The 25,758-nt window shown below is 57.7% G+C and carries 30 protein-coding genes; 6 read left to right on the plus strand and 24 right to left on the minus strand.

Translation table 11 applies throughout. The features are described from left to right. The 9 genes from GCT13_RS40740 to GCT13_RS40785 all read right to left on the minus strand — a co-directional run. The coding region (locus GCT13_RS40740; protein ID WP_227747265.1) for a transposase at positions 1 to 210 on the minus strand (210 nt) is incomplete at its 3' end. 370 nt (positions 211 to 580) lie between these two features. After that, complete coding sequence (locus tag GCT13_RS40750; protein ID WP_152767519.1) at positions 581 to 814, minus strand: hypothetical protein; 234 nt, start codon at positions 812 to 814, stop codon at positions 581 to 583. A 567-nt stretch (positions 815 to 1,381) separates the two neighbouring features. Continuing rightward, on the minus strand, positions 1,382 to 2,290 hold the full coding sequence (locus tag GCT13_RS40755) for a LysR family transcriptional regulator (protein ID WP_152767520.1): 909 nt from the start codon (positions 2,288 to 2,290) through the stop codon (positions 1,382 to 1,384). Positions 2,291 to 2,382: 92 nt separating this feature from the next. Then, positions 2,383 to 3,375 (minus strand): inositol 2-dehydrogenase, encoded by a 993-nt coding sequence (gene iolG, locus GCT13_RS40760; protein WP_152767521.1) that lies wholly within the window; start codon positions 3,373 to 3,375, stop codon positions 2,383 to 2,385. Positions 3,376 to 3,839: 464 nt separating this feature from the next. Then, the gene (locus tag GCT13_RS40765; RefSeq protein ID WP_152767522.1) at positions 3,840 to 4,643 is read right to left on the minus strand and encodes an SDR family NAD(P)-dependent oxidoreductase; all 804 of its coding nucleotides are present in this window, start codon (positions 4,641 to 4,643) and stop codon (positions 3,840 to 3,842) included. Positions 4,644 to 4,797: 154 nt separating this feature from the next. Then, positions 4,798 to 5,082, minus strand: a complete 285-nt coding sequence (locus GCT13_RS40770) for a YciI family protein (protein ID WP_152767523.1) — start codon at positions 5,080 to 5,082, stop codon at positions 4,798 to 4,800. 58 nt (positions 5,083 to 5,140) lie between these two features. Continuing rightward, positions 5,141 to 6,217: a maleylacetate reductase gene (locus GCT13_RS40775; RefSeq protein ID WP_152767524.1), complete on the minus strand. Its 1,077-nt coding sequence runs from the start codon at positions 6,215 to 6,217 to the stop codon at positions 5,141 to 5,143. Further along, a complete protein-coding gene (locus GCT13_RS40780; protein WP_152767525.1) occupies positions 6,204 to 6,554 on the minus strand; it encodes a Dabb family protein in 351 nt (116 codons plus the stop codon). The genes GCT13_RS40775 and GCT13_RS40780 overlap by 14 nt, the downstream gene beginning before the upstream one ends. Then, the gene (locus GCT13_RS40785; protein ID WP_152767526.1) at positions 6,551 to 7,432 is read right to left on the minus strand and encodes an intradiol ring-cleavage dioxygenase; all 882 of its coding nucleotides are present in this window, start codon (positions 7,430 to 7,432) and stop codon (positions 6,551 to 6,553) included. Before GCT13_RS40785 ends, GCT13_RS40780 begins: the two co-directional genes overlap by 4 nt. A 300-nt stretch (positions 7,433 to 7,732) precedes the next feature. On the opposite strand from GCT13_RS40785, the gene GCT13_RS40790 reads away from it, so the two are divergent. Beyond that, a complete protein-coding gene (locus GCT13_RS40790) occupies positions 7,733 to 8,656 on the plus strand; it encodes a LysR family transcriptional regulator (protein WP_152767543.1) in 924 nt (307 codons plus the stop codon). A 102-nt stretch (positions 8,657 to 8,758) separates the two neighbouring features. Here the strand turns inward: GCT13_RS40790 and GCT13_RS40795 are convergent, their stop codons facing one another. The 5 genes from GCT13_RS40795 to GCT13_RS40815 form a co-directional block, all read right to left on the minus strand. Next, complete coding sequence (locus GCT13_RS40795; protein WP_152767527.1) at positions 8,759 to 9,739, minus strand: ABC transporter permease; 981 nt, start codon at positions 9,737 to 9,739, stop codon at positions 8,759 to 8,761. A 14-nt stretch (positions 9,740 to 9,753) separates the two neighbouring features. Further along, on the minus strand, positions 9,754 to 10,764 hold the full coding sequence (locus tag GCT13_RS40800; RefSeq protein ID WP_152767528.1) for an ABC transporter permease: 1,011 nt from the start codon (positions 10,762 to 10,764) through the stop codon (positions 9,754 to 9,756). Further along, a complete protein-coding gene (locus GCT13_RS40805; protein ID WP_152767529.1) occupies positions 10,757 to 12,340 on the minus strand; it encodes a sugar ABC transporter ATP-binding protein in 1,584 nt (527 codons plus the stop codon). The genes GCT13_RS40800 and GCT13_RS40805 overlap by 8 nt, the downstream gene beginning before the upstream one ends. Positions 12,341 to 12,736: 396 nt before the next feature. Next, positions 12,737 to 13,858 carry a Gfo/Idh/MocA family protein gene (locus GCT13_RS40810; RefSeq protein WP_152767530.1) on the minus strand — a complete coding sequence of 374 codons (1,122 nt, stop codon included), beginning with the start codon at positions 13,856 to 13,858 and terminating at the stop codon, positions 12,737 to 12,739. Positions 13,859 to 13,942: 84 nt separating this feature from the next. Then, positions 13,943 to 14,908 carry a sugar ABC transporter substrate-binding protein gene (locus tag GCT13_RS40815; protein ID WP_152767531.1) on the minus strand — a complete coding sequence of 322 codons (966 nt, stop codon included), beginning with the start codon at positions 14,906 to 14,908 and terminating at the stop codon, positions 13,943 to 13,945. Positions 14,909 to 15,274: 366 nt separating this feature from the next. Between GCT13_RS40815 and GCT13_RS40820 the strand changes: the two genes are divergently transcribed. Continuing rightward, positions 15,275 to 16,132, plus strand: coding sequence for a sugar phosphate isomerase/epimerase family protein (locus GCT13_RS40820; RefSeq protein ID WP_152767532.1), 858 nt, complete (start codon positions 15,275 to 15,277; stop codon positions 16,130 to 16,132). 157 nt (positions 16,133 to 16,289) lie between these two features. After that, positions 16,290 to 16,589 carry an antibiotic biosynthesis monooxygenase gene (locus tag GCT13_RS40825; RefSeq protein ID WP_152767533.1) on the plus strand — a complete coding sequence of 100 codons (300 nt, stop codon included), beginning with the start codon at positions 16,290 to 16,292 and terminating at the stop codon, positions 16,587 to 16,589. Between the two features lie 91 nt (positions 16,590 to 16,680). Here GCT13_RS40825 and GCT13_RS40830 read toward each other — a convergent pair whose 3' ends face one another. The 5 genes from GCT13_RS40830 to GCT13_RS40850 are packed head-to-tail and all read right to left on the minus strand — an operon-like array spanning position 16,681 to position 20,199. After that, on the minus strand, positions 16,681 to 17,874 hold the full coding sequence (locus tag GCT13_RS40830; protein WP_152767534.1) for an MFS transporter: 1,194 nt from the start codon (positions 17,872 to 17,874) through the stop codon (positions 16,681 to 16,683). Between the two features lie 12 nt (positions 17,875 to 17,886). Then, positions 17,887 to 18,114: a tautomerase family protein gene (locus tag GCT13_RS40835; RefSeq protein ID WP_152767535.1), complete on the minus strand. Its 228-nt coding sequence runs from the start codon at positions 18,112 to 18,114 to the stop codon at positions 17,887 to 17,889. A gap of 60 nt (positions 18,115 to 18,174) precedes the next feature. Next, positions 18,175 to 18,909: an SDR family oxidoreductase gene (locus GCT13_RS40840; protein WP_152767536.1), complete on the minus strand. Its 735-nt coding sequence runs from the start codon at positions 18,907 to 18,909 to the stop codon at positions 18,175 to 18,177. Between the two features lie 29 nt (positions 18,910 to 18,938). After that, positions 18,939 to 19,721: a carboxymuconolactone decarboxylase family protein gene (locus GCT13_RS40845; RefSeq protein WP_152767537.1), complete on the minus strand. Its 783-nt coding sequence runs from the start codon at positions 19,719 to 19,721 to the stop codon at positions 18,939 to 18,941. 13 nt (positions 19,722 to 19,734) lie between these two features. Beyond that, a complete protein-coding gene (locus tag GCT13_RS40850; protein WP_227747266.1) occupies positions 19,735 to 20,199 on the minus strand; it encodes a (R)-mandelonitrile lyase in 465 nt (154 codons plus the stop codon). Between the two features lie 363 nt (positions 20,200 to 20,562). Between GCT13_RS40850 and GCT13_RS40855 the strand changes: the two genes are divergently transcribed. Further along, positions 20,563 to 21,474 (plus strand): LysR family transcriptional regulator, encoded by a 912-nt coding sequence (locus GCT13_RS40855; RefSeq protein ID WP_152767539.1) that lies wholly within the window; start codon positions 20,563 to 20,565, stop codon positions 21,472 to 21,474. Positions 21,475 to 21,481: 7 nt separating this feature from the next. Here GCT13_RS40855 and GCT13_RS40860 read toward each other — a convergent pair whose 3' ends face one another. The 3 genes from GCT13_RS40860 to imuA form a co-directional block, all read right to left on the minus strand. Further along, positions 21,482 to 21,700 carry a hypothetical protein gene (locus tag GCT13_RS40860; RefSeq protein ID WP_152767544.1) on the minus strand — a complete coding sequence of 73 codons (219 nt, stop codon included), beginning with the start codon at positions 21,698 to 21,700 and terminating at the stop codon, positions 21,482 to 21,484. Positions 21,701 to 21,764: 64 nt separating this feature from the next. Next, positions 21,765 to 21,977, minus strand: a complete 213-nt coding sequence (locus tag GCT13_RS40865) for a hypothetical protein (RefSeq protein WP_227747267.1) — start codon at positions 21,975 to 21,977, stop codon at positions 21,765 to 21,767. Between the two features lie 41 nt (positions 21,978 to 22,018). After that, on the minus strand, positions 22,019 to 22,723 hold the full coding sequence (imuA, locus tag GCT13_RS40870) for a translesion DNA synthesis-associated protein ImuA (RefSeq protein WP_152767546.1): 705 nt from the start codon (positions 22,721 to 22,723) through the stop codon (positions 22,019 to 22,021). A gap of 334 nt (positions 22,724 to 23,057) precedes the next feature. Between imuA and GCT13_RS40880 the strand changes: the two genes are divergently transcribed. Then, positions 23,058 to 24,020: an SOS response-associated peptidase family protein gene (locus tag GCT13_RS40880; RefSeq protein ID WP_152767540.1), complete on the plus strand. Its 963-nt coding sequence runs from the start codon at positions 23,058 to 23,060 to the stop codon at positions 24,018 to 24,020. Between the two features lie 43 nt (positions 24,021 to 24,063). Here the strand turns inward: GCT13_RS40880 and GCT13_RS40885 are convergent, their stop codons facing one another. Further along, entirely contained in the window at positions 24,064 to 24,372 is a 309-nt protein-coding gene (locus tag GCT13_RS40885; protein ID WP_152767541.1) for a hypothetical protein, read from the minus strand. A gap of 317 nt (positions 24,373 to 24,689) precedes the next feature. Between GCT13_RS40885 and GCT13_RS40890 the strand changes: the two genes are divergently transcribed. After that, entirely contained in the window at positions 24,690 to 25,079 is a 390-nt protein-coding gene (locus tag GCT13_RS40890; RefSeq protein ID WP_152767542.1) for a hypothetical protein, read from the plus strand. 386 nt (positions 25,080 to 25,465) lie between these two features. On the opposite strand, the gene GCT13_RS40895 is transcribed toward GCT13_RS40890, so the two are convergent. Next, on the minus strand, positions 25,466 to 25,758 hold a 293-nt coding region (locus GCT13_RS40895; RefSeq protein ID WP_193727883.1), incomplete at its 5' end, for a transposase.

A 25,758-nucleotide genomic window follows, 5' to 3' on the forward strand; every position in this document is an offset into this window, starting at 1 on the left:
GCGAGCCTCCCGCGCGGCGTCCTGCTCCTCCTGCGCGGCCACCCATCGACGCAGCAAATTCGCATTCAACTGGTAATGCAGCGCGACCGCGGCGATCGACACGTTCGGCTGCATCGCCGCACGGATCACCTTCTCCTTGAACTCCTTGCTGTGGCGACGGCGGCGCCGTATCGGCTGTACCACCTCAGAACCGGCTTCATTCTCGTTCATAGCGTACACGTGTCCATTTAAAGAATTGGTGGACACGATCGTCGCTTCCCTAACACGCTGGTTCAAGGCGACATTGCCGGGCGCTTACTTTTTTGCAGGCTTCCCCCAGACTAATGACGCTAGGTCAACGCGTTGACGACCACGTCGATGATGGCCACGCTTATCGCGTGGCGCCTGGTTACCAACCACGCGCGCGCCCATGCCAAGCCGATTTGTCCCGCCGCGGACTCTGAATCGACAAGAGCGCGGATGCCCAATGCTTCGATAAACTTGCCGCCCCTAGTGACCGAGCCGCTCGCCGCATAAACGTTCGAGAATCGCTTGCGGTTCTCGAATCACATGCCCGCACAAGACGTAACCCCTGTAGGTCTCACGTTTCATCCGCGGTTGTCCCCCGCTGGACACCGCTTACTGTCGGCCCAGAGCGCCCAGTATCGATTCCGGCCATCTTCAATGTAGCGTCAATCATCTTCAGCTCCTGGCCGAAATCGAGCGCCCACTCTTCACCATCGCACCGGACGGTCATGCCGTTGTGCAACGAGATGAGATAGCGCGCCTTGTACAGTTCGTCGACAACCTTGACGCTTGGCGCCCAGAGCGTCAACGTGGCGCGCTACGCGGGGCGAAGTTGCGACTATTGGTTTCGACAATAATTTCGTGAGGCAAAGTTATGTCGAAATCCATCGACGTGACTTGACCTTCACCCACCGTTTACTTGACCCCCACCCACACGCAACTTGACCTCCACCCACGTTTTGCTTGACCTTCACACACGGAAATTGGGTATCCACTTCTGAAAACGCCGCAGGAGACAACGCGTTTTCCCGGTTGGGCGCTCCGGTAATCATATAATCTTTAATCTGTGTAATTTCCTAAGCTTAAGCGACCAGCCTCTTGAGAGTAGCTCGTTATAGCGCTTCCGTTGAATCGCCCCAAGTTTGCGCGTAACCGCTCCTCTTTCAAAGGGATGGAGTAGATGGCATCCAGGACGAGGAGTTAGTTCACGCGAGCGGCATCTCTTCCATCCAGCCTGCAGCCCGCGACGTCCTTCGCGGACACAGCCGCGCAGTTCAAAGTCACCACACGTCAGCCCACTCACCCCCTGGCTGCCCTCCGATGAGTTCCAAGAAGCCACTTTGTTCGGTGCACCATTTGCCGTGCATTGAGAGTTTCAATCCAACTCGCCCCGTTCGGCCAGCGCCACTAGAGTGTCGACCACGTGACGCACCTTGGGTCGCAGATGCGCCACCTTCGGCCAGACGGCGTGCACGTCTATGACTTCACTCGAAATATCGTCGAGAACAGACAACAACACGCCCGACTCTAGGTGAGGTCGTAGGAGCGACATTGGCATCTGGCAAAGTCCCAAGCCTGCAAGAGCGGCCTCAACAATAGAGTCGCCGTCACTGATTTGATGGGTTGCGGGTGGCGAAATCCGCCGGCACTCGCCCTCGACCTTCACTCGCCACGATAGCGGTTGGCCACGGCGATAGCCGAGAAGGCATGAATGATTTTTCAAGTCTCCTAATCTGCTCGGAGTACCGCGCTGCGCAAGGTAATCGGGCGATGCTGCAATCACCATCCGCTGGCTAGTCAGGCGACGAGCAACCAGACCACTCGAACTCTCCAGTTCGCCGAAGCGAACAACCAGGTCCACGCCTTCTTCAATGGGGTCAATGAGATGGTCGGAGAAAGTCATCGTGAACTGCAGGTCAGGGTGCTTTCGCGCGATGTCCAGCAATATCGGGACTAAGATACGCCGGCCAAAGGCTGCGGGCATGTCAATCCGCAAGCGACCGACAGGCCGCTGGTTCCCTGGGCCAAGCGCGGTTTCCGCTGTTGAGATTTCATCGAGTGCAGAAGCGCACGCTGCAAAATATGCATCGCCGTCCGCCGTCAGCGAGATGCTTCTGGTGGTGCGATGGAATAGTTGCGCGCCAAGGCGCTCTTCCAGTTTCGCGATTGCTTTCCCAACCGCTGACTTAGTCAGCCCCAGTTCTTCAGCTGCGTCGGTGAAACTGCGCGACTTCGCGGCGGTGACGAAAATCGCGATTCCACTGAGTGTGTCAACTTGCGCCATGCTCTGCCTCATTGAAGAGTTTTATTCCTCATATAGGGCATACCTGAGCATATTGTCAACCTAGGGTAAAAGTGCCCTTCTCCAAGGACCGACTAGATTTTCACCGAGCGCCCTGTGTTGGCAGCTTCCAAGGCGCAGTTCGCGATTCGCAGCGCCCGGATACCGTCCCGCGGCGTCGCAGGCATTGCAGCGGCCGTTTCAAGCGCCGTCAGGAAGCGGTCAAGCTCGACCTTGTATGAGTCCGCATGTCGCTCAAGGAAAAAGTTGAGCAGTGGGTCGCGTGCCTCAGTTGCTTCGCTCGTCCAGCGACGCAGGCTGGAGGGGCGGTGGTTCTCATTCAGCACCATCCCCTTCGAACCGAACACTTCGACGCGCTGGTCGAATCCGTATGCCGCTTGTCGGGAACCATTGATGTGACATTGTTTCCCTGACGCCGTGCGCAGCAATACCATCACGCTGTCAAAGTCAGGAAGCTCTTCCAGACCCGGGTCGACAAGCCGGCTACCCATCGCCATTACTTCGACGGGCTCCTCGCCGAGCAGCCAGCGAGCAGTGTCGAAATCGTGGATGGTCATGTCACGAAAGATTCCGCCCGAGTGCCGAAGATACTCGCGGGGCGCGAGGCCCGGGTCGCGACTCGTGACGACGACCTGGCGAACATCGCCGACTTCACCGTCCTCGATAGCCTGCTTGAGCCGCATGGCGTCCGGGTCGAAGCGTCGATTGAAGGCAAGCATCACGCGCCCGTTAAGACGCTCGATTTCTTCGACCGCGGCGAGCGCGCGGTCTATGTCCAGGTCGATGGGCTTCTCGCAGAGCACCGGCTTGCCCAGCCGAACCGCCTGCAACGTGAGGTCGATATGCGTGTCCGTCGGTGTGCCGACGATGATTGCATCTACGTCTTCGCGGTCAACTACCGCTTTGCAATCGATAGATGCGTCGCAACCGAGGTCAGCTGCGAGCGCTTCGACATCTTCCTTGTTGGGGTCTGCCACGGCGACGAGTTTCACCCGACGGTCAGCGGCAACGTTGGCCGCGTGGATTTTTCCGATGCGCCCGGCACCGAGAACAGCGATACGCAACATGTGAGTCTCCTATTTCTCGTCAGCGCACCATTTGGCGGGCCGATTATTCACTCTTGATTTGACACCTGGCAGAACGTTCTTAGACTGCCAACAATGTTTGTCTCTTTGGTCGGATGCGGTGCCTCTGAGCGACAAACGAAGCGTGGAGCACAGGGCGCTTCGGCAATCTGTCGACTCAGCCGCAGAATGTCATCCAGACCAAAGTCCTGAACCTCAGGCACACGCTCTCCGCGTGCTTGCGCTACGGCGGTGGCGATGCGAAGGGCGTTGGAGCGCTCACGTATCAGCAGTTCAAGTGCTTCCACCAAAAATGCTCGCTCTCGTTGTGACACCTTTGTGCCAATCGTCTGGTCATGGGCAGACATATCCTGGACCTCTGAACAATAGCGCCGCGAACGGCGTCCTACCTGCGGTCAACCGTCGCCAGTTGGAGCCGGTAGCCGACGTCAAGGGGCCATGCGCCGTCAAATGAGGCTTCGAATGCTTCCGCCGTCAACACCCCAGACCGCCGAGGTAACAAACGACGCGAGGTCAGACGCCAGGAAGACAATCACATTAGCGACCTCGTCCGGTTGGCCCAAGCGATTCAGCGGTAACTGACGCAGCGACAACTCATGCTCCACGGCGTCCTTCGGAGCCATCCCGTGAAACTTGCCCATCGTGTCTGCGAAGCCGCCTTCCTTCGTCCAGAACGGCGTCCAGACCGGTCCCGGCGCAACTGCATTCACCCGAATCTTCGGAGCTTCGGCTCGCGCGAGTCCTTTCGTCAGAGCGAGCACGGCCGCCTTCGAAGCGGAATAGTCAATCGGAACCGGCTCCGGCTGTCGTGCCAGGTCCGACGCGTTATTGATAATCACCGCTTTCTCGCGCGAACGCAGCATCGGCAATAGATACCGGCACGTCCGGACGTAGCTCATGAAATTGAGGTTCATGGTGAAGTCCCACTCTTCGTCTGAGAGCTCTTCGAACGTGCGGACTTTTCCAGCCCCGACGTTATTGACGAGAATGTCTACCTCGCCGTTATATGGCTTCAAGACCGCGTCGATGCCGCCCTTGACTCCGTCCGCTGTCGACAAATCGGCTCTCGCAATCGTGACGTTGGTTCCGAGCGAACGCAGCTCCGTCTGAGTTTCTTCGAGAGCATTGATGTCGATGTCGATAAGACAAAGACGCGCCCCTTCACGCGCGAATCCCAACGCCGTCGCGCGGCCAATGCCTTGCGCAGCGCCAGTAATCAACACAATCTTTCCTTCGAGGCCTGCTTCCATGACGTCTCCAATTCAATGTTATGTGCTGTCGCAAGCAACCCGGAGCACCAATTGCCCGCGCCTCGATTGAGGTCTTCTGGACTTTTTTGCGTGCGAACGCCACCCACTCCCCGCGCCAGCGAGGCAGCAATTTCATTCGCAGTTGGCGCCAGACTTAGCGGTTATCGACCCGTTTGATAAACGGCCTGATGTCGACCGTGTTCCAGATTCCGGCCTTGTTGAACGGGTCCGTAGCGACAAACTTCTCGATTTCCTCGATGCCATCGGCTTCGTAAAGAAAGAAGCTGCCTATCATCGTCTGGCTATCTGACTTCGTCAGCGGTCCCGAAATGAGCGTCTTAACAGGCGCCGTCTGCAGGTAGGCTTTGTGAGCGTCATAGTTTTCAAGGCGGCGCTCGACCGTGTTCGGGTGGTCAAGGCAATAAACAGTGAAATGCATTGTTGTCTCCTTGCTTCAATTCGAGCCCTGTATCGAGCGTCACAGCGACATATGAAAGTCAGGGTGTTCCCGCGCGCGGCGCGGTGCCGTCGAAGGCATCCTGCAAAAGCGCGAGGAGTGCTTCACGCTCAATCGGACGCGGGTTCCAGTAGGGATTCGAGCTGGCAATGTCAGCAGCTCTCTGAACGTCTCCTGCAGACATGCCGATGTCTTTAAGTGCAAGAGGCGCTCCGCAGCGTTTGGCGAGTTCGTAGACTCCCAGCGCAGCATCGTCCGCGCCAAGCGCACGCGCGATGCGCCGCATTGCTTCCGGCGCGGCCTGACGGTTATACGCAAGCGCGTGAGGCAGGAGGATTGTGTGCGTCTGCGCATGTGGAAGGTTGAAACTTCCACCTAGCGTGTGGCACAGCTTGTGGTGAAGCGCCATACCCACGCTGCCCAGGACGGTTCCGCATAACCAGGCACCATACTGAGCGTCAGAGCGAGCCTCGACGTTTTGAGAGTCGGCGACGATGGCAGGCAACGCACGCGCGAACGCAGCAATCCCTTCCTCTGCCATCAGGCTCGTCACAGGATTTGCATCGCGTGAGTAGAGGGCCTCCGCTGCGTGCGCAATGGCGTTGATTCCGCTCGTGACAGATAGTGCGACCGGAAGGGACATCGTCAGGTCGGCATCGTAAATCACGGTCTTTGGCAATACACGCAGGTCTGTGCCTGTCTTTTTGAGGCCAGCATCGGTAATGCCAAAGATAGGTGTCATTTCGCTACCCGCATATGTCGTGGGCACAGCGAGAATCGGGAGGTCTGACTCGAGAGCGATTGCCTTACCCAAGCCAATCGTCGAGCCGCCGCCAACAGCAATCGCACAATCGGCATTCAGCTCTTTCGCCCGCGCGCGAGCTTCCTTGGCCAACTCAAGTGGCACGTGCATGACAGCACGGTCAAAAACGCCAGCCGCGCGTTTGCCGAGACGTGCAGCAACTGCCTCGCCTGTTTCCTTCTGCTCGGGGCTACACAGAATCAGTGCCCGCTCAGAGTTCAGTTGAAGCACCTCGCGCTCAAGATGCTGCAAGCTGCCTGGGCCAAACACGACTCTCCCCGCCCGTGCCTGATAAACAAACTCACGCTTTTGCATGAAGATACTCCGCTGCACGTTCTGAACTCAGTTCTGCATCCGCGTGATAGTCGACCTGGAATCGTGCTGTGCGTAGGTCCCCGAGTTCATTTCGCACGCGCAGATGTTCGGGATGAGACGCATACGCTTCCAGTGCTTCCTGCGAGTCGAATTCAGTGACGAGAACAGCGTCGCATGCGTAATCGACCTGGCTGTGGTCAAGGCCGACTTCGAGATGCCGCATTCCGGGGATGCGACCACGCAGGCCTTCGAAGCTGGTCTTGACAAGGTTCGATGCGGCCAAACGCTCCGCTGGTGTGTCACCGCGAACGCGCCACATCACGATATGCCGAATCATGCGTGCACCTCCGATGGGTTAAGCACAAAGTCGTATTCAAGCGAGTACCACGGTGTTTCAATTTCGCGGCCATCCGGGGCGACACCCGGTTCATGGCGTTTCCACTCAGCGATAAGCGTTGAGCGCACGCCGAACACGACGTCGGAATCGAGATACTGGTCGCCATCACGAAACACATGGGTAATGAGCGTCTCGTACCCCGGTGCTTCAATCATGAAATGGAGATGAGCGGGTCGCCACGGATGACGACCGACGGCCGACAACATGCGACCAACAGGCCCGTCGTGCGGGATGGGGTAGGCCTCGGCGAGAATCGAACGGAAGTTGAAAAAGCCTTCGGCATTCGGCGTCAGTCGTCCACGTGCACGGTGGATTGCGTTGCCTGCTTCGTCGAGGTTCTGGACGTCATAGAATCCATCTTCATCGGATTGCCAAACGTCGATTTGCGCATTTGCAATCCCTTCCCCGCCAGCACCTCGCACCTGCCCCTTCACATAGCATGGCGCTCCCTTTGCACCGTTCGAGATGTCATCGCCGTTGCTATAGACAGGCGCACCCTCAACATAGAACGGACCGAACACCGTGGCCTCAGTGCAGTTGGACGGCTTGCGATTATTCTGTGACATGACCAGCATCGAGAGTCCGAGTGTGTCCGACAGGAGGATGAACTCCTGTCGTTTGTCATCGGTGATGTGGCCGACTTCCGTCAGGAATTTAATTGCTTTGAACCACTCGTCCTCGGTGAAGTGAACGTCGCGGGCAAAGGCGTGGAGGTGCTGAACCAGGCTCGTCATCACAGTCCTCAACCTTGCGTCCGTGCAGTCTGCAAACGAGGCGATAACAGCTTGGGTAATGGTGTCTTCGTTGATGTTGCGCATCGTGCATGTCTCCGTTGTGCGCTCGCGTCTGAGAATGAAAGGTAAAGCGTGGCTGGCGTAAATAAAATGCGCTATGGCGAAATGACATTTCCTCCTGCCGGAAGAATGGTTGCGCGATTGGCAGCTCCCTGATTCGCCGCGCCCGGAAGCGCGCCTCGGCTACACCGATTGTAGAAAGCGGCTCTACAAACCGGAGAATCCGGGTAGGTTTATCTATCTGACTCCCTGCGGCATATTTGGCCGCAACGGGGTTGGAAGAATCCCCTTCGATTGTTCCACCAGAAATCCGAGAGGGAGATGATGGACCGCTGGACGCAACTGCAGTTATTCGTGCTCACGGCCGATTTGGGAAGCCTTTCGAAGGCCGCCGAGCAGCTCGACATGTCGAACGCCGCAGCAAGTCGCACGCTGAGCTCGCTGGAGGAGCGCCTTGGTGCACGGTTGATAGAACGGACCACACGGCGCATGTGGCTGACAGACGTGGGTCGCGAATATCATCGCCGCTGCACAGCCGTCATCTCCGAGCTGGCGGAAGCTGATTCAGTTGCTTCTGAAGAGGCCCTCAGTCCGCGAGGGGTTCTTCGAGTGACCAGTTCCGTGTCGTTCGCGATGATGCACATCGCGCCTGCGCTTCCCGAATTTCTGCGACGCTACCCCAATCTATCCGTTCAAATCACCGCTGCAAACCAGTACCGGGACTTCATCGAAGCAGGGATAGACATCGCTATCCGCACGAAGGAACATGAAGGTGACTCAGGCATTACAATCCGGCGCCTTGCCGAGACTCGACGTGTGCTCGCGGCGTCACCCGCCTATCTCGCCGAGCACGGCCGCCCTCAAAATCCAGAGGACTTGGAACAACACAAGTTGCTCGTCTACAACCTTGCCGTTGACCCATATCTCCTTCACCTGCGGCGCGGAAGGGAAGAACGCAACATTGCTATCACGAGCGCACTCGATTCGAACGAGGGGCAGGTCATCGTTGCGGCTGGGCGTGCGGGACTGGGCATCGTAGTACAGCCGCTGTACATCATCCACGACGACATCGTGTCGGGGCGCCTTATTCCGGTACTGGACGACTGGCAACTGCCGCGTCTGACCATAAATCTCGCGTATCAAAGCAGACGCTATCAGCCGGCCAAAATCAGAGTTTTCACTGACTTTCTCATTGACCGCGTGAAGCGCCTCAAGCTCGAAGAACGCTGGATGACTTGTGCGACTTGAAACTATCGAATGTCCAACATGTTCAGGGATGCCCCTGCTTGAGCTGCCAACGTCGTCAATGCGTCTACCGCGCAGGCCATTCCAAGCAGGGGCAGCAACATGCTACGCGATGCCTGTCGCCTTTCTGCGAGCGAATCGGCCGAGCGGAGCAGCCAGGACAGCACCGAGACGCCCGTCAAGCAAGACCACAATCAGAAGCAACAGTCCATTGACGAGAAGAATCTGCGTTGAGGTCGCGCTCAGCAATCCGAGCCCGTTGTTCAACACCGTGAGAATCAGCACACCCATCGCTACGCCGAGCGGTGACCCGATACCCCCGCCTAGCGCAACTCCACCGACAATCGCCGCCGAGGCCGCCTGCAGCAGAATATTGCTTCCCATCGTTGCCGACGCCGTCGCCAGGCTGAGCGAGAGTAAACCTCCGCCGAGCGCCGAGAGTCCTCCCGAGATGACGAAGCCGACCGTAAGCGCCTTTCCTACACGCGCACCGCTCTGGATAGCCGCCTTCCGATGACCGCCTGACGCGTAGATGTCACGTCCCAGGGTCGTGTAGCGCAGAAAGAGCGACACCACAATGAAGCAGGCGATGGTTATGAGACTCCGGGGCGAAAAGATGCCGCCGACGTTCTGGTCGAGGAAGTCGCTGACATCGAGGTTTGCATAACTCAAGACGCGACCACCGGCCAGCCAGTAGCCGATTCCTGTGAGGAACATCATCGAGCCGACGGTCGTCACCAACGAGGACACCCCCAGCCAAGGCAGCAACGCTGCATTTGCGATGCCGACCACGACGCCGAACACCACTGCGCACAGGACACCAAGCCACGCGCTATCACCGCCAAACTTCACGACAATCAAGCCGGCGACCGTCGAGATAGCTGCGACACTTAGGTCAAACTCGCCGGCGACCATCGTCACCGAGAGACCAAGCGCCACGATGCCAAGGAAGGCAAACGCCTGGAAGATTGCATAGAGATTCGCCTGTGAGAAATAGTGGTCGACGCAGAGGCCGAAAATCGCAGGCATTCCGACGAGCAGTACGAGGCGAATGGCCAGATTGAGAAGTCGTTGCGACTGTTCCATTTTCAAATCTCCTGTTATTTCCGTCCCGGGCCGAGCTGGGCGAGCAATGCCCCGAACACGACGGCCGCCAGGACCACGATGCCCTTTGCTACCAGTTGATACTCGTAACTCACGCCGCTGACCAGGAGGATGTTGCTGATTACGGCCAGGAAGATTGCGCCGGTGATAGCGTCCGAAATCCGGCCGCGTCCCCCTCGAATCGAGATTCCCCCAACTAGCACCGCTGCGATTGCATTGAAATCGAGGTCGATACCGTAGGTCAGGTTGCCTTGCGCCGACGATGAGGCAATCAGCGAGCCCGCGAGAGCGGCTGCGGCGCCAGCGAATCCGTAACAAACCAGCGTCGCCGCCATCAGTCGGAGACCGGCGATGCGTGCGACTTCAGCTCGCATGCCAATCAGTCGAATCTCTCGCCCGATTCTCGATTTCTGCAGGATGAAGCTGGCGATGGTCGCGAAGATAGCTAACACCAGAATCTGGGTTGGCAACCAACCGAAAAGCTTTCCCTGTCCGAGCCAGGTCGCGTCTCCCTTTCCGATAACCGTCAGACCACCGGTGTAAATGACGCCGGCACCAATGATGATTGACGACGTGGCAATCGTCGTAATGATGGGGTTGGCCTTCCCCAAGGCGATGATTCCACCTTGGACGGCGCCCATCAGAAGCCCACTTAACAGCACGAGCAGCAATGTCGCACCCAGGCCCAGGTGAATAAGCGCGGCGAACATCACCGTCGAAACCGCCGCCGTCGCACCCATCGACAACATGAACAGGTTTCCGCTGAGCGTGACGAGTGCCATCCCGGTAGCGCCGATGCCTACCGCAGCGACTGAGTACATCAGCGATTGAACGTTGCCGAACTTAGTGAAGTGCGGAACGATGGCAGATGCAAGCGCAATAAGAAGAACAGTTGCGATTCGAATGGACGCGGCATGAATACTGGTTGTTCCGAACAGCGCTGCTGTCCAGCGCCTCAGCCCGGTTGATGAGAGCTGCGCAGTGGGCTCCAAAGCGGTCTTATGCATTACCCACCTCCACAGGATGGTTACGGAAAGAGACATGGGCATGAGATGCGTCACTGTTCCCCGCAACGATGTCATGCAGGAGAGTGTCGCCATCTATCTCGAATCTCGGCTTATGTCGCACCATGCGTCCTCTGAAGACTGTCAACACGGTGTCCGCGAGTTCAAGAATTTCCTCGAGGTCTGTCGAGTAGAAGACAATCGCCAGACCCTCGTCCGCCATCTTGCGCAGCGTCGCGTAAATTTCGCTTCGCGCTCCAATATCCACTCCGCGAGTGGGCTCGTTCAGCAGCAACAGGCGCGGAGCCAGTGCCACCGCTTTCGCCAAAGAGACCTTCTGTTGATTGCCGCCGCTGAGCGTGGATACTTCATGAGGAAGGCGTTTCGGGTCGATGGTGAACATTGACGCGAGACGTCTCGCCTCCTCTTGTTCGCCAGCGCGCCGCATGATTCCGGCCCGGCTGAACTTCGCCATGACAGAGGCCGTAATATTGATAGCAATCGGTGCGTCCAAAAACACGCCCTTGTCGGCGCGGTCTTCAGCCACGTATGCAATGCCCGCCCGCAACGAGTTGCGGATGTTGTCAAGCTTGACCGTCTGACCATCCAGCTGCACGGAACTCGAGATGTCACCGCGAAGACCAGCGAGCGCCTCTACGACAACTTCCGCTCCGGAGCCCAACTGGCCGACAATCGCAAGAATTTCGCCCGGTGCGACGTCAACTGAAAGCTCTTTGACCTTGTCCGCGACTGTCAGATTGTCGACCGACAGACGAGGCGTGATGTCGGCGCGGTTCTCCGGGGGTTTGACTTCGCTATGCACCAACTCGCGACCAATCATCGCCTTGACCACCTCGGCGGTCTTCATATCGGCGGTGCGTTGCGTGAGCACATGCTGCCCATTGCGGAAAACCGTAACCCGGTCGGTCAGCGCGAAAACTTCGTCGAGTCGGTGGCTCACGAAAATCATCGCTGTGCCTTGGTCACGCAACCTGCGCGCGACATCGAAGACCCGAACGATTTCTGCATCCGACAGCGTCGCAGTAGGCTCGTCCAGGAGAAGCACTTTCGCCTGACGCGACATGCCGCGCGCGATTTCAACGAGCTGGCATTCGGCGAGGCTGAGCCGCGACGCAGGGGCATCAAGCTTCACGTGTGACAGCCCTACAGAATCCAGATGTTCGCGAACGGAGTCACGATATTGGCTGCGTCGGTAGATTTCACTCTGGTCCGCACCACCGAGAAGGATGTTGTCAAGCACCGACAGGGTTGGGACAATCGCCAACTCCTGGTGAACGATGGAAATGAGCTTGGGGTCGGTGCGGTGGCCGAGCTTCAGTTCGTGCCCGTCGACCGTGATTTCTCCGTCGTCCGGCTGCACCAGGCCACCAAGAATTTTGATGAATGTGCTTTTGCCGGCTCCGTTCTCTCCGCACAGCGCATGAATCTCACCTGGAACCAACTCGAGGCTGACGCCCGTAAGCGCCTTCACGCCGCCGTAGTGTTTGGTCAGATTGCGAGCGCAAAGCAAGGTTTGAGCGGCATGCGTAGCGGTGTCGCTGTTTGCGTCTTGCAGCATTGTCTTCCTCCATACGCGGAACACTCTTCGGTCGTCCGCTGTCACGGGCTGATGCCTGTCACTGCTCGTGTCAGTGACGGTAAATATCGAACAACGAAACCTGAAGCTCACCGCCAAGTGATAGGTGAAGCTGTTGGTCTACGACGAGAGGAATTCGCAAAGAATCGCTGCTTGCGCAGGAAGGAATGTCGTCTCCATCGGAAACTCGCTTTAGCGGCTTCGTCATTGTTGAAACAAAGGTTATTCGTTCGCCCTGAAAAGAAAAATGCGCTGCGGCGAAATGATATTTCCGGTGGCCGGAAATATCGGCACCCGGAAGCGCAATAAAAAAAGCGCACGGGAGTCAGGACGTGACACCTGACAAACCGCGCGTAACCGTGGAGTCCTGCTGGTCGTTCAGACCGTGATGCGATGTCCCTCAGCAGAGGAGCGGATTGCGGCATCGACTACCCGTTGAATCTCCCATGCCTCGCGAAAATCCGGGAATGTGGGCGAACGGTGCTCGATGGCTGCGAGAAACTCTGCCATCTCGATGGTCTTCAGGTCGTTGAACCCGAGCTGATGCCCCCCTGCCACAGTGAAGTTTTCGTATGGAGGATGTGCCGGACCGGCTTCGATTCGAGTGAACCCGGAGGTGCCAGGGTCGCCTCCTGACTTGAAATACTGGAGTTCATTGAACCGCTCCTGGGAAAATAGCAGTGCACCCTTGGTCCCATAGACTTCGAACTCGAGCTGCATCTTGCGCCCGGTGGCCGCCCAGTTCGCTTCGATTGAACCCGAGCATCCTCGCTCGAACGTCACCATCAATCGCGCGATGTCATCGACCTTCACCTCCCGTCGCTCGGGGGACCCTGGCGCAACCGGCCGCGTCTTGTTGACCGTCTCAAGCTGCGCATTCACATGGACAATCGGGCCGAGCAGAAACCGCGACATACCGACGATATGATTGCCAATCTCGGCCAACGCTCCGGCGCCGTTCTGCGGGTCCACCCGCCAGCTATATGGAATCTCGGGGTCGGCCATGTAATCCTCAGCATGGACGCCACGAAAGCTTGTAATTTCGCCGAGTTCTCCCGACGCTATCATTTCTCGCGCCAGCTTCAGCACGGGATTTTTGATGTAGTTGTATCCGACCTGTGTGACCACATTGGCTGCCTCAGCCGCCGTCATCATCTCTTGTGCATCAGTAGCGGACGGGGCGACGGGTTTCTCACAATGCACATGCTTCCCTGCAGCAATCGCGGCCAATGCCATTTCCCGGTGCAAACTGCACGGCGTCGTGATTGAAATGACCTCCACCGCTGGGTCGTCAATGAGAGTGGTCCAGTCGCACGTCGCGCGTTCGAATCCGAACTGCTCGGCAGATTGTCGCGCGCCAGCCTCGTTGACGTCAGCAATCGCCACTAATCTCGGCTTCAACGCGTTCGGGAATGCATTGGGCACCGCCCGATACGCAAGTGCATGCGCTTTGCCCATAAAGCCAGTCCCAATTACTGCCACCCCAATCTCTCGCCTCATCCTCGTCTCCGCGTAAATGGAAAGGCGACCCGTAGGGTCGCCTCTCGACTGTGATAGCCGACGACGCCATCGCCGGCGCGCAACTTACTTCTTTTGGGAGTAGCAGACGTTGAGGGTCGCTTTCGTTGCGATAGGGTTCGGCAGATACTGCACAGCCTGGGGTGACTTGCCCGAAGCGAGTTCCAGCGCCGCCTTCGCCGCGTATGCGCCATCATCAAAGGGAGACTGCTCGACCGTTGCATACGCTTTTCCGGCCGAGATGGCCTCGACGCCACCGGAATCACACCCGTGCCCCACAATCACAAGCTTCGAAGGCTCGAGTCCCAGTCGTTGAGCGGCGGTCACCACGCCGCGAAGTTGTGAGTCGTTCTCGGTGTAGACGCCTTTTACGTCTTTGAACTGGGTAAAGAGTGCCGATGCTGCTGCTTCTGCTTTCACGGCATCCCAGTCAGCTGGCTGCGCGCCGACGACGTCAATGCCGGGCGCGTTCTTTTTGAGCCCATCGACGAAGCCCTGGTAACGCTGCACCTGAGGAGGCGTCCCCATCGGACCGTTGATGACGATGACCTTACCCTTGTCCCCGTAGCCCTTTTCCTTGAACCCCTGAATCATCGCTTTCGCCGCGGCCTCGCCATTGCTGATGTCGTTCGGGCCGGTGAAGACCTTCCAGTAGCGGGAATACTTCTGGTCGGGCATCGAATTCGAAATGACGAGCGGGATTTTCGCCTGGTCAATCTTGCGAATCGACGGGACCATGGCGCTCGAGTCCACGGGCACGAGGACGATGACATCAGGCTTCTGGGCGAGCGTCTGTTCGACCTGGGTTGCCTGTTCGTTCGGGTCGTAGTTGGTCACCTTCACATCAAGCTTGAGACCCAGCGCCTCAGCTTCTTTCTGGAAGCCCTTGACGTACAGCGCCCAGTATTCAACGCTCTGCGTGGGCATGAGCAGCGCAACGCGTGGCGGATTCGCAGCAGCTGCACCGCTGCTGAGAGTGGCGGCGATTGCTCCGAGAGCGAAGCAGGAAATGAGGGATTTACGGATGTTCATGCTGGTGTCTCCTGAAGGCCTCTTCGAATTGAAGAGGTGGGTTTTGTGTTCTGGTGGAGGCACAGTAAGGCTTGGAATCCGAAAGAAAAATGCAACAGAACGAAAAGTTATTTCCTCCCACCGGAAAAATCACGGGCTATGGACGGTGAAAGACGCACCTCGTCGAACAATCAACCGACCCCGCTGAATTCGCGGCGAAAGACAATCACGCCGGCGCAATTCGCGAAACGGATTGTAGATTTCCGCTCTACAGAAAGACGATTTTCGGGCTGTTTATCCGGAGCGGTTTCTACGTGATAGTGATGGCACACCGCTTCTATGCGACGCCGCGTCACGCTGGTCGCGTTCTTTTTCTTGAGGATTCAAATGTCCAAATCCAAAGTCGAGCTCGTTGCTGCCTACTTCACGCTGTCCGGCGACGTCTATCCGTTCGGCCCGACCGAAATCAGTCCGTTCAGCTTCAAAGACCGCGTTGAAGCTGCAGCCAAAGCAGGCTGGGATGGCATTGGTCTGATTCATTCCGACATCTATGCAACTGCCGACAAGATTGGCTTCCCGGAGATGCGTCGTATCCTCGAAGCCAACGGCATCAAACATGTTGAGTTCGAGTTTCTGGTCGACTGGTATCAAACAGGCGAACGCCGTCGCACGTCCGACAACATGCGGTTTTACTACCTCAAGGCCGCTGAGGAACTGCGCGCTCGCATTGTAAAGGTCGGTCCGGGCATTGGCGAAGAAACTGCAAACGTCCCGCTCATGGTCGAAGAATTCGGCAAGCTGGCTGACGACGCCGAGAAGCGCGGCACGCAAGTCATGCTGGAAATCATGCCGTTCAGCAACGTACGGACGATTGAAACCGGCAAGGCCATCGTCGAAGGAGCAAACAAGAAGAACGCTGGTCTGCTGCTCGACATCTGGCACCTGAGCCGCGGCAACGTCGACTTCAAGGAAATTGCCACGATTAAGCCGGAATTCATCAAGGGCATCGAACTCGACGACGCAGACCGGTACGCAATCGAGCCGCTCTGGATGGACACCTGCCACAAACGCCGTCTACCGGGTGAAGGTGTACTCGACGTGCAGGGTTTCATCAAGGCAGTCCAGGCGACTGGCTTTGACGGTCCGTGGGGCGTAGAAATCTTGTCCGAAGTCGAGCGTAAGCTTCCGCTCGAGGCGATGGCCACACGTGCGTATAACGCAACGATTCGCCAGTTCGAGAATTAAGGGCGACGTTTGAAATACGTAACCGAACGGCCGCAGCTAGATGCTTGCGGCCGCTTGCTTTTGAGACTTCGACGCGTCGGTCATTCGTGGGACGCTTCTCACTGGAGATGCGCAGTCGTCTAACACGCTTCCTAAGCAACAATACCAGGACAGTCCAATGCTATCTCTCTACGTGCGCTTCAAGCTGCTCCCTTCAACCAAGGCGCTGTTCGTACCACACCTCGCAGAGCTCATGAAGACGTTGGCGGAGGAGCCGACTTTCGTGAGCGCCGTGCTCAGCGAAGACTCTGCGGACGCAGACGAATTGGTCTTATTTGAGGTATGGAACGGCACCCGGGAAGAGTGGCTCAGCGAGCAGCCTCAGAAACCATACCGAGCCATCTACGACAATGCAACGAAGGACTTTGTCGCCGACAAGGAAGTTCGTTTCTTATCGCCAATTGTGGTTCAGAACTAGCATTTTTTCGCCTTACAGTGTCGAACGTGCCTTACTTAGTGCCCGTTGACCGGCATAGTAGTGCTGCAGTGTGCCTCGCGTAGTCACTCATCTAAGACCGCTCTCCAGTAAAAAGCAGACGGCATACGACTGCTGCAGTGCATGCGACGACCATCGCTCCGAAGAGGAATACTGCACGAAGACCGATGTGCCCTCCAATCCAGCCGAGTCCTGGGCTGCCGATGGCCATCGCTATATCGAGGAAGGCAGTATAGATACCCATCGCGAGTCCCCGGTTTTTTGGCGTCGTAGCGCTGACTGCCTCGACACCGAGTCCGGGATATACGAGTGAGTATCCGAATCCCGCGAGGGCCGCCCCAAACGAAGCGATGAGCGACGTCCGTGCGAGCCACATCAGGACCATGCCTGCTACCTGAATGACTACAAACACCAGTGCGACCCTGGCACCGCCAAACCGGTCGGGCAGATGACCCGCCACGGTACGCGCAAGCATCAATGCGAGGCCGAAGGCCGTAAACGCCATCCACACTGGATGCCAGTGCATTTCCGTGTAAAAGAGCGAGCTGAATGCGAGGATTGCGCAATAGCCGATACTTGCGAGGGCTGCGCCCAGCCCCGGCCACCATACGGCACGCATGACTGTCGCCAGCGACGAATGCTCTCCATGCTGATGCGGCGCTACTGCCGGCATCCGTGCGATATAGAGCAGCACGATGAGCGGCAATAGCGCGGTGGTCAGCGCGATAGAGATGAAACCCGTCGACGTATAAAGCACAGTGCCGACCGGTCCACCGAGCGCCATCGAAGCAAACATCGCAGTGCCGGCCCATGCGATAACCTTACCGGCGTGCTCCCGGTCGACGAGCCCGAGCCCCCACGCCACAGCTCCAGTAATGATGAAACTTTCCGCACCACCGAGCACCGCGCGTCCAGTCAGCAGGATTGCAACGGAGAGGACCGGCATATTCACTAGCATGAGTGACAGCAGATAGAGCAGCCCTGCCGCCACCGCGCCAATCAGTCCTGTCACTACGCCCTGTTTTGCTCCGCGCCGGTCTGAGTACGAGCCCGCCCAGATGCGGGAGACGAGCGACGCTGCGAACTGCGCACCTGCGACAAGTCCGACAACAAATGTGTCGAACCCAAGGTCGTCGTGCACATGCAGGGGCAGTACCGGCAGCGCGACACCGATAATCACGAAGCCAACCAGCACGGCTGCCATGATTGGCATCAGTGTCACGAGGACGGAGCTGCTTTCACTCTTTCCGGAGGGGAAGTCAGACATGTCCATCTGCCCTTACATCGTGTAGCCAGGTTTCTTGAGGAGAATGTCCGGGCGCTTCTTTATGTCGGGGATATACACCTCGTCCCTCCACTGGTTCGCATGAACCTCCTGGAAAGCGACAGAAACCGCAGCTTCGCCATATCCCAAAATGGACATGACGTCGCGGGCAATTGCGTCAGCCAGTTTCTGCTTCTGCTCATCCGTTTTTCCGGGCCACGCTTTCACGATGACGTGTGGCATAACATGCATCTCCACATGGATTGAACTGAGGTCGACCGCAGGCGGCCGACCTCTGCAACATCAATAGGCCTGAGTAGTCGGCCGGAACAACACTTCGTTGATGTCCACGTCGTCGGGCTGATTGATGGCGAATTCGACGACGCGCGCAAACGAGCTTGCTGGAATTGCTTTCTCGTAGGTCTTGGCCATTCCTGCTGCGATGTCGCTGTCAGTTATCGTGTTGATGAGTTCGGTCGCAACTGCACCTGGCGACACAATAGTCGTGCGGATGTTCCAGGGCTTCACTTCCTGGCGCAACCCTTCAGAAATCGCACGCACTGCCCACTTGGTGCCGGCGTACACGGCACCCCCAGGGCCGACCTTGTGACCGGCAACGGACGAGACGTTGATAATCTGGCCGGACATCTGCTTCTGCATGTATGGCAGCACTGCTGCAATGCCGTAAAGGACACCCTTGATGTTGACGTCAATCATGCGGTCCCACTCGTCGACTTTCAGCTTGTCGAGCATGGAACTAGGCATGAGTCCGGCGTTATTGAGCATGACGTCAACACGACCATACAGATTTACAGCACGGTCGACGAGCGCCTGCATCTGAGCGCGGTCGGTCACGTCCGTCTTCTGCATAGCCTCGGGATGGAGGCGCAGTTCGCTGCTCAGCGATTCCAGCCGTTCAATGCGGCGCGCGCCGAGTACAACGCGCGCGCCGGCTTTCGCGAGATGACGTGCAGTTTCAGCACCGAGCCCGCTGCTGGCTCCCGTGATGACAACGACCTTGTTTTCAATCACTGACATGATTCGATTCCTGACAAGAGAACTGACTGCTATTTCGATGTACGCTCTTCGAAGACAGAGCGGACCACAGGAACAGCCGGGAACGCGTTCGGCCAACCCGCGTAGTACGCGAGCTGGCTGACAACTTCCGATGCCTGCTCGCGGGTCAGCCCGTTGTCCATAGCCTTGTTCAAATGAAATGGAATCTGCTGGACCTGACCATTTGCGATGAGTGCGCTGACCGTCACGAGACTCCGGTCCCGCGGTGCGAGCCCCGGGCGTAACCACAAGTCTTTGAAAAGAACATCGGCCGTGTCGCGCACCAGGCCCGGCGAGGCAGGCCCCGCACTGGCAGCGACAGCCATCGCGCGCTTCGTTTCGGCTGCTTCATCGAGCGGAAGCAGGTCAACCGAAGCCGCTGGAATCTGGTCCGGTTTGATGCCCCGGGCTGAAAAGATTTCACGGGCGATTCCTGTAGCTGCAATCGCGTTTCCCCATCCCGCATAGAACGCGAGGTGGGTGATGATTTCCGACAGTTCCGCAGGTGTCACGCCGTTGTCGAGCGCATGGGAGAACTGTTCGGGCATCAGGACTGCCTGATTGCGTGCGATAACCGCCGCAACGGTGACGATGCTGCGGTCACGGGGCGACAGGCCTGGACGCTTCCATAGGTCATTGGCAAGTCTTGTTGTGGCATACCGGTCGAGCGCGGGCGAAACCGCCTGAACGTCCGCTTGGGAAAGCGTGCCTCTCTGGGCCCCGACTTCGGCCGGCGCTTCGCCAGCACCGAGCGAGATTGCAAGTGCAATGGTTGCCGCTGTCGTCGCGTTCATGCCTTTCTCCTGCTTATCGATATTGCTCGTCGGACACGGGCTCGAGCCAGTCGACGTTCTTGTCGCCTTTCATATAGGTCAGTGCGATATGGCTCATCGCCGTCTTGTCAGTCGCTCCATGCCAGTGCTTCACGCCAACAGGAATCCAGACGACGTCGCCGGTCTCGATAACGCGTCGCGACTTGCCTTCCTCCTGTATCCAGCCCATGCCAGAGGTCACAATCAGCATCTGACCTGCGGGGTGGGAGTGCCATGTCGTGCGGGCGCCCAGTGCGAAATCAACAAGCCCCACACTTGCGCGCGTGGAATCGTTGGGCGGTAGTAGCGCGCGCACGCCCGCGTTGCCGGTGAAGTTCTCGGGCTTCCCGCTTACAACCTGCACTTCGCCGCTGTGGCGGATTTCGATGCTTTCGGCAATGGCCGGGGTCGATGCGATGCTTGCGGCTGATACGGCAGCTGCGATAACGTGTTTCATCATTGCCTCTTTGTGGTTGAGCAGCGCGGCAACAAAGCACAGCGCGATTCAAGAGATGTCAGGTCAGGTCAGGTCGATGACGAACCGGTATCGGACGTCCTTTGCGATTTGATGCGCTCGAAGGCCTGGTCAATCTGCGAGTTGCCGTGCGCGCGCAGGCGATACGGACCTGCCTCCGCTGCTTCTGTCTGAGCCTCCCAGTGACGACGCGGCTGCGAGACCCGCACCCGCCCGGGCAGCGCCAAGCAAGGAGGCCTCTGCGTCGTCCCGAACGGGCAGTGCCCAGCCTGTCCATTCAATGTAAGCGACACGACAGTCAGAGACTAGCTGGTAAAATCCGATTGGACCTATAAGAGATACTTCTGAATGGCCGGTGACAACCTGAATGACCTGGCGGCCTTCATGGCGGTCGCGCAGGAAAGAAACTTCACACGGGCAGCGAAGCGACTCGGCGTTTCCCAGTCAGCGCTGAGCCAAACCGTTCGCTCGCTGGAAGCTCAGTTGGGTCTAAGGTTGTTGACCCGTACAACGCGGAGTGTCGTGCCGACCGAGGCGGGTGAACGTCTGATGACGTCTGTTGGGCCGAGGCTGGAAGAAATCCAGCGTGAGTTGATGGTGCTCAGTGAACTTCGCGACAAGCCGTCAGGGGTGATACGACTTACATCCACCGAATATGCGGCCGAGGCCGTTCTCTGGCCAGCTATCGCGAAACTTGTGGATGAGTATCCGGACATTAAGGTCGAGGTATTGATTGACTATGGCCTCACCGACATCGTGCGCGAGCGATTCGATGCAGGAGTGCGACCGGGTGAGACCATCGCAAAAGACATGATTGCGGTGCGCATTGGGCCGCCGATGCGGATGGCAGTTGCCGGGTCGCCAGACTACTTCCTGAAGCGAAAGGCGCCGCGAACGCCACAGGAGCTAACTGGGCATAGCTGCATCAATCTCCGCCTCTCCAGTCATGGCGGGCTGTATGCGTGGGAATTCGAGAAGCGCGGCAGGAAATTGAACGTGCGAGTGGACGGCCAACTCGTGTTCAACAGTAGCAACCTCATATTGCACGCTGCGCTCGAAGGACGAGGTCTCGCATATCTGACTGAGGGACAGATGGAGCCCTACCTTGCAGACGGCCGGTTAGTTCGTGTGCTGGAGGACTGGTGTGAGCCGTTCTCCGGTTATCACCTCTACTACCCAAGTCGCCGTCAGCCGACACCCGCTTTTGCGTTGCTTGTCGACGCGTTACGCTATTCGTCGCGAAAGGCGAAGCTACCTTAGCCCATGGTCACCCGTGGTTGTCGACCCATGCGCGCGCCCATGCGATACCAGAAGTCTCCGCGTCTTCTTCGGATTCAAACGTACCAAGCACGCCCGAAGCTTCGACTACCTTGGTGTCGCGCATGATTGTGCCGCTAGCTGCAAATCGCTCAACCTGCAGGATGTCTTCCTGCTGCAGAATGGCGTGACCCCAAAGTGTGTATCCGCGATATTTCTCAGTTTGCATTTGTCGACCCTGACGTCCTTTTGTTGCGACACCGATGGTGACCTCTGTGCGGCTCAACAAGTATCTACTGCTTCAGCCGCGTGGTGTCGATTCCAGCCATCATTAACGCAGTATCAATCAACTTCAGTTCCTGGCCAAAATCGAGAGCCCACTCTTCGCCGTTAGACCGCACGGTCATGCCGTTGTGTACCGCAATCGCGTATCGCGCTCGATAAAGCGCATCCACGAGCTTCGACTCTCTTTCCGCTTCCCGGACCCACTCGTCCGCTGCCATCATGAAACCTCCTTGGGTGAAACGGGCCCATCAACTTGTCGTGTTCAGGCGAACGCATCGCCTGTCGCTCGAGCGCCGATGTCGATTGGCCTGATTGCGCGTCGCGCCCGGCCGTGCGGGCTCATCAACGTTGACCTGGGCTGCACGGTAACCGTCAGTTCGCCTTCGAACCTCGGTCCTTTGCGTTTGACGATGTCGACGAACACGCCGTCTTCGGCTGAGCGCACGGCAATCCTCAATTCAGCAGGCGAGGCATCCGACCTTGCATGCATGGGACGAAAAACGAAAAACAACGACGTGCTCGAACGGGCTGCCAAAAGCAGCCGCCTGAGTGCATCCGCACGCGCATGCGTTTGCCACAGCAAGACGGCACCGCAAGTGCCTGCTTTTAGAATCTGCTCGGTCGACCAGAGCTGGTCGCTCGTGCTCTTCGCGCGTACCAGCACCAACTGGCCTGGAGCAAAGCCCGCATAGGCGAGACCTTGGATTGATGGGTCGCAAGGAGGCTCAACCAGCGCAATCGGCAAATTGAGCGCCCCGAGCGCCGGTGCAATCAGTCGCATCTCTGCTGAGCCTGGGTGCTGCGCCAGGATTTCGACGAGCGCGCCGACGGGCCAGCCGCCTCCCGGCAGTTCATGCGACAAAGCCGGATACCCCGTTTCGACTGTCGACAGCCGACCGCGCGCGAGCTGCGACGCCCGCCAGAGTGACGGATGGATGGACTCCGGTAATGGGGTTTGAGCATTCATGGTGCTCGAAAATACTGTATGGATGTACAGTATAGCCTGGTTCGAGGCAGGTATGACGGAGCGAAAGGAGGCCCGAATGTGCACCAGCTACGAAGCCCAATCCTGAGGTTGGCGCTTCGCCCGTCGGCCGACGGCATGAATGTCGGGATGGTGAAGCGACGTGGACCGGCTGCCAGCGAGCCGATTTCGGTACCGCTGCAGCCGACGCCTGTATTGCTTTCCAACGGGCGTAGGCCGGCGCGCCAAGCGCTCACCCGGTCGGTTGAGCCGCTGCACGTGTCACCGTAGACTTGCAACAGTGGCCTCGGGCCAGCACGAGATACCGGGAGCATCCATGTGTTATTCCGCGCAAATCAAGGCCGACTACAAACGATATGTGCGTATGTTCGGTGCGCATATGGACATTCGCGAGTTCGCGCGCCTTTATTGGGAACGTGCCGAGGGGCGATTGAAGGCGAAGATTCCCAAGGCGATGGATGATTCGTTCGCCTCGCCCCAGTCAGAAGAGGAGCGCCAAATCAGGCGACTCATCGACCAGTACAACGCAAGCCAGGCGAAATCACTCGAGGAAGAACTGTTCAAGCAGCGCGCGCGCCTGGTGGCTGCAGAGAGAAGCCTGCAATCGAAGCCTACGAAAGCAGCGGCCGAGAGCAAGCGCATTGCGACCGACAAAATCAGTGCGACGCTGCGCCGCCTGGATGACATCAAACGAACGGATAGCGAACCGCAAGACTCGCGAATTTTCCCTGGGCACTATGCACCGGTGCTTGTCGTTGAAGACGGGCAGCGAGTTGTGAAACCCATGAGGTACCAGTGTCGGATTGCGGGTAAGCCGGCGAACTACGACGTCAAGTATCCGGGGACCTACAACGCAAGACGGGACAATCTCGAAGGCTTTTGGAAGCCATTGTTCGGATACCGCCACGGTCTGGTGATGGTCGATGTTTTTTACGAGAACGTCAGTCGAGCGAAAAAGGAAGGGCGCGAACTGGGTGAGGGCGAGAAGGATGAAAATCTGGTGCTCGAATTCAAACCTAGCGACGGACGGACCATGCTCGTTGCGTGTCTGTGGTCAAAGTGGTCGGCGCCCGGAGAACCGGAGTTGTACTCTTTTGCTGCCATCACCGATGAGCCGCCGAAAGAGATTGCAGCGGCGGGTCACGACCGATGTATCGTGCCCATCAGAGCGGAGTACGTCGACGCCTGGCTCAATCCCGACCCTATGAATCTCGACGCTTTGTACGCGATTCTTGATGACAAAGAGCGGCCGTACTATGAGCACAAGCTGGCAGCATGATTGAGTACGGGGTCCGCTCGGCCCCCAGCATCTGGCAACGTGTCTACCGCTTGCCTTTGAGAGTGAATGGCGCCAACAGCGACTCCACGTCAATTTGATGCTCCTGAAGCAAAAGCAGCCGTGCGTGCAACACGGTGTTTTCGAGTACGAGCTTGGCGGTACTCAGCAGATACATCGCATGGATGTCTGACACCGACATACCATTCTCAACCAGATGATGGCGCTCGACTAGGGAATTCATGATGACGCGCCGGAGTTCCTGTTCCCCGAAAGGCAGGTCAGCATAGTCTATGGGGTCCTCGGCTTCCACTTCGCGCAGCATATCGACAAGCATTTCGGTGCTCACTTCCATGTGTCAGCTCCTTGACGTTATGAAGGACCGGTGTAGCGAAACTGTTCGGGCGTCTCCAGCCTAACGGTTTCAGACGCCTCAGTCCAGCCAGACCCGGCGCGAACCATTTCTCTCCGGTCAAAGCAATTATTTGCTTTCAATGCGCAATATCTGTTCCTCCTGGCAGTGCAAGACTGAACAATGGCCTTAAGTCGCATTGGTATGCGCCTATCAAGTTTCGAGTTTACGTACCGATATGTTGCTTAAACGCGTAACGAATCCGCCAGTCTGAGAACGCGCGAGTTTGCGCGCGAGAGACTTCACATGCCCAGCAAGATATGAGCTACGACCTGTTCTTTAACTTTCCCACGCCTGTCCCAAGTACGGACATCGAGCGCCACTTCAGCGGCCGCCCAAACTACCAAGTCGGCGATGCCGCCGTTTATCAGAACCCCCATACGGGTGTGTATTTCCAGTTCACCTGGCCACGAGATTCGGTCGATGGCAAGGTTGGTCGTGTCGCTTTTAACGTGAACTATTTTCGGCCCCATGTGTTCGGGCTGGAAGCCGAGGCTGAAGTACACGCGTTTGTCATGCGCTTTTCGCCCAAAATTGAGGACCCGCAGTTGCATGGAATGGGTGCCGGTCCGTATGCGCCAGAGCGCTTTCTGTCGGGATGGAATACGGGCAATGAGGCAGCGTACGAAGCCATTCTGCAAATGCAGTAACCTACACGCAAGCTCTACACATTGCCTTCAGCCGAGCTTGAGCGAATCTGGAGATGGAACTTACTCATTGGTCAGACGCAGGCGAAGTTTGGTGAATCACTGTTCGTGCCCAGAATCATGATGTTTGCGGTCAATGGAGAGTTGACGAGCGTAGTCGTTTGGGGGGATGGGATGCCGGAGCTTATTCCGGAAGTCCAGGCTGTGTTTGTCGTGCGCGACGAACTGTCCTCAGACCAGTTGAAGCCAAAGAATGTGAAGGACCGATGCGTTGTTCCACAAAACGGGCTGAATGGTGTCCTTGCGCCATTTACTGATAGCGGCTACCCGCTACGCGTCAGGATTCCTCGATACAACGAAGCACCCGAAGCGCTTCGCTCATTCATTACTCATAGATCAGAAATATAGGCGACAGACGGATGCCTGAAAAACGAGCGCACGAGTTCTGGGTTTTGCTGGACCTGTGCAAGTTGGTCGTGAACTTTCGGACCGAGCTTTTCGCCCTTGCGCAAGGGATTTCGCGCGACGCCTGTGCGCTTCACGTGGCTCCACACCAACTCATCCGGGTTGAGGTCCGGTGCATAACCGGGCAGAAAGTGCAGGGTCAGTTTGCCGTTAGTACTGGCAACGTAGTCCTTCACGACGGCCTTTTTGTGTGCGGGCAGTCCGTCGACAATCAGAT

The organism is Paraburkholderia franconis (assembly GCF_009362735.1).
GTDB classification, from domain to species: Bacteria; Pseudomonadota; Gammaproteobacteria; order Burkholderiales; family Burkholderiaceae; genus Paraburkholderia; species Paraburkholderia franconis.

Excerpts from the sequence above, each read along its gene's own strand:
- GCT13_RS40755 (WP_152767520.1), bottom strand. The coding sequence starts at position 2,290 with ATGGCGCAAGTTGACACACTCAGTGGAATCGCGATTTTCGTCACCGCC.
- iolG (WP_152767521.1), bottom strand. The coding sequence starts at position 3,375 with ATGTTGCGTATCGCTGTTCTCGGTGCCGGGCGCATCGGAAAAATCCAC.
- GCT13_RS40765 (WP_152767522.1), bottom strand. The coding sequence starts at position 4,643 with ATGGAAGCAGGCCTCGAAGGAAAGATTGTGTTGATTACTGGCGCTGCG.
- GCT13_RS40770 (WP_152767523.1), bottom strand. The coding sequence starts at position 5,082 with ATGCATTTCACTGTTTATTGCCTTGACCACCCGAACACGGTCGAGCGC.
- GCT13_RS40775 (WP_152767524.1), bottom strand. The coding sequence starts at position 6,217 with ATGCAAAAGCGTGAGTTTGTTTATCAGGCACGGGCGGGGAGAGTCGTG.
- GCT13_RS40780 (WP_152767525.1), bottom strand. The coding sequence starts at position 6,554 with ATGATTCGGCATATCGTGATGTGGCGCGTTCGCGGTGACACACCAGCG.
- GCT13_RS40785 (WP_152767526.1), bottom strand. The coding sequence starts at position 7,432 with ATGCGCAACATCAACGAAGACACCATTACCCAAGCTGTTATCGCCTCG.
- GCT13_RS40790 (WP_152767543.1), top strand. The coding sequence starts at position 7,733 with ATGGACCGCTGGACGCAACTGCAGTTATTCGTGCTCACGGCCGATTTG.
- GCT13_RS40795 (WP_152767527.1), bottom strand. The coding sequence starts at position 9,739 with ATGGAACAGTCGCAACGACTTCTCAATCTGGCCATTCGCCTCGTACTG.
- GCT13_RS40800 (WP_152767528.1), bottom strand. The coding sequence starts at position 10,764 with ATGCATAAGACCGCTTTGGAGCCCACTGCGCAGCTCTCATCAACCGGG.
- GCT13_RS40805 (WP_152767529.1), bottom strand. The coding sequence starts at position 12,340 with ATGCTGCAAGACGCAAACAGCGACACCGCTACGCATGCCGCTCAAACC.
- GCT13_RS40810 (WP_152767530.1), bottom strand. The coding sequence starts at position 13,858 with ATGAGGCGAGAGATTGGGGTGGCAGTAATTGGGACTGGCTTTATGGGC.
- GCT13_RS40815 (WP_152767531.1), bottom strand. The coding sequence starts at position 14,908 with ATGAACATCCGTAAATCCCTCATTTCCTGCTTCGCTCTCGGAGCAATC.
- GCT13_RS40820 (WP_152767532.1), top strand. The coding sequence starts at position 15,275 with ATGTCCAAATCCAAAGTCGAGCTCGTTGCTGCCTACTTCACGCTGTCC.
- GCT13_RS40825 (WP_152767533.1), top strand. The coding sequence starts at position 16,290 with ATGCTATCTCTCTACGTGCGCTTCAAGCTGCTCCCTTCAACCAAGGCG.
- GCT13_RS40830 (WP_152767534.1), bottom strand. The coding sequence starts at position 17,874 with ATGTCTGACTTCCCCTCCGGAAAGAGTGAAAGCAGCTCCGTCCTCGTG.
- GCT13_RS40835 (WP_152767535.1), bottom strand. The coding sequence starts at position 18,114 with ATGCCACACGTCATCGTGAAAGCGTGGCCCGGAAAAACGGATGAGCAG.
- GCT13_RS40840 (WP_152767536.1), bottom strand. The coding sequence starts at position 18,909 with ATGTCAGTGATTGAAAACAAGGTCGTTGTCATCACGGGAGCCAGCAGC.
- GCT13_RS40845 (WP_152767537.1), bottom strand. The coding sequence starts at position 19,721 with ATGAACGCGACGACAGCGGCAACCATTGCACTTGCAATCTCGCTCGGT.
- GCT13_RS40850 (WP_227747266.1), bottom strand. The coding sequence starts at position 20,199 with ATGATGAAACACGTTATCGCAGCTGCCGTATCAGCCGCAAGCATCGCA.
- GCT13_RS40855 (WP_152767539.1), top strand. The coding sequence starts at position 20,563 with ATGGCCGGTGACAACCTGAATGACCTGGCGGCCTTCATGGCGGTCGCG.
- GCT13_RS40860 (WP_152767544.1), bottom strand. The coding sequence starts at position 21,700 with ATGCAAACTGAGAAATATCGCGGATACACACTTTGGGGTCACGCCATT.
- GCT13_RS40865 (WP_227747267.1), bottom strand. The coding sequence starts at position 21,977 with ATGATGGCAGCGGACGAGTGGGTCCGGGAAGCGGAAAGAGAGTCGAAG.
- imuA (WP_152767546.1), bottom strand. The coding sequence starts at position 22,723 with ATGAATGCTCAAACCCCATTACCGGAGTCCATCCATCCGTCACTCTGG.
- GCT13_RS40880 (WP_152767540.1), top strand. The coding sequence starts at position 23,058 with ATGTGTTATTCCGCGCAAATCAAGGCCGACTACAAACGATATGTGCGT.
- GCT13_RS40885 (WP_152767541.1), bottom strand. The coding sequence starts at position 24,372 with ATGGAAGTGAGCACCGAAATGCTTGTCGATATGCTGCGCGAAGTGGAA.
- GCT13_RS40890 (WP_152767542.1), top strand. The coding sequence starts at position 24,690 with ATGAGCTACGACCTGTTCTTTAACTTTCCCACGCCTGTCCCAAGTACG.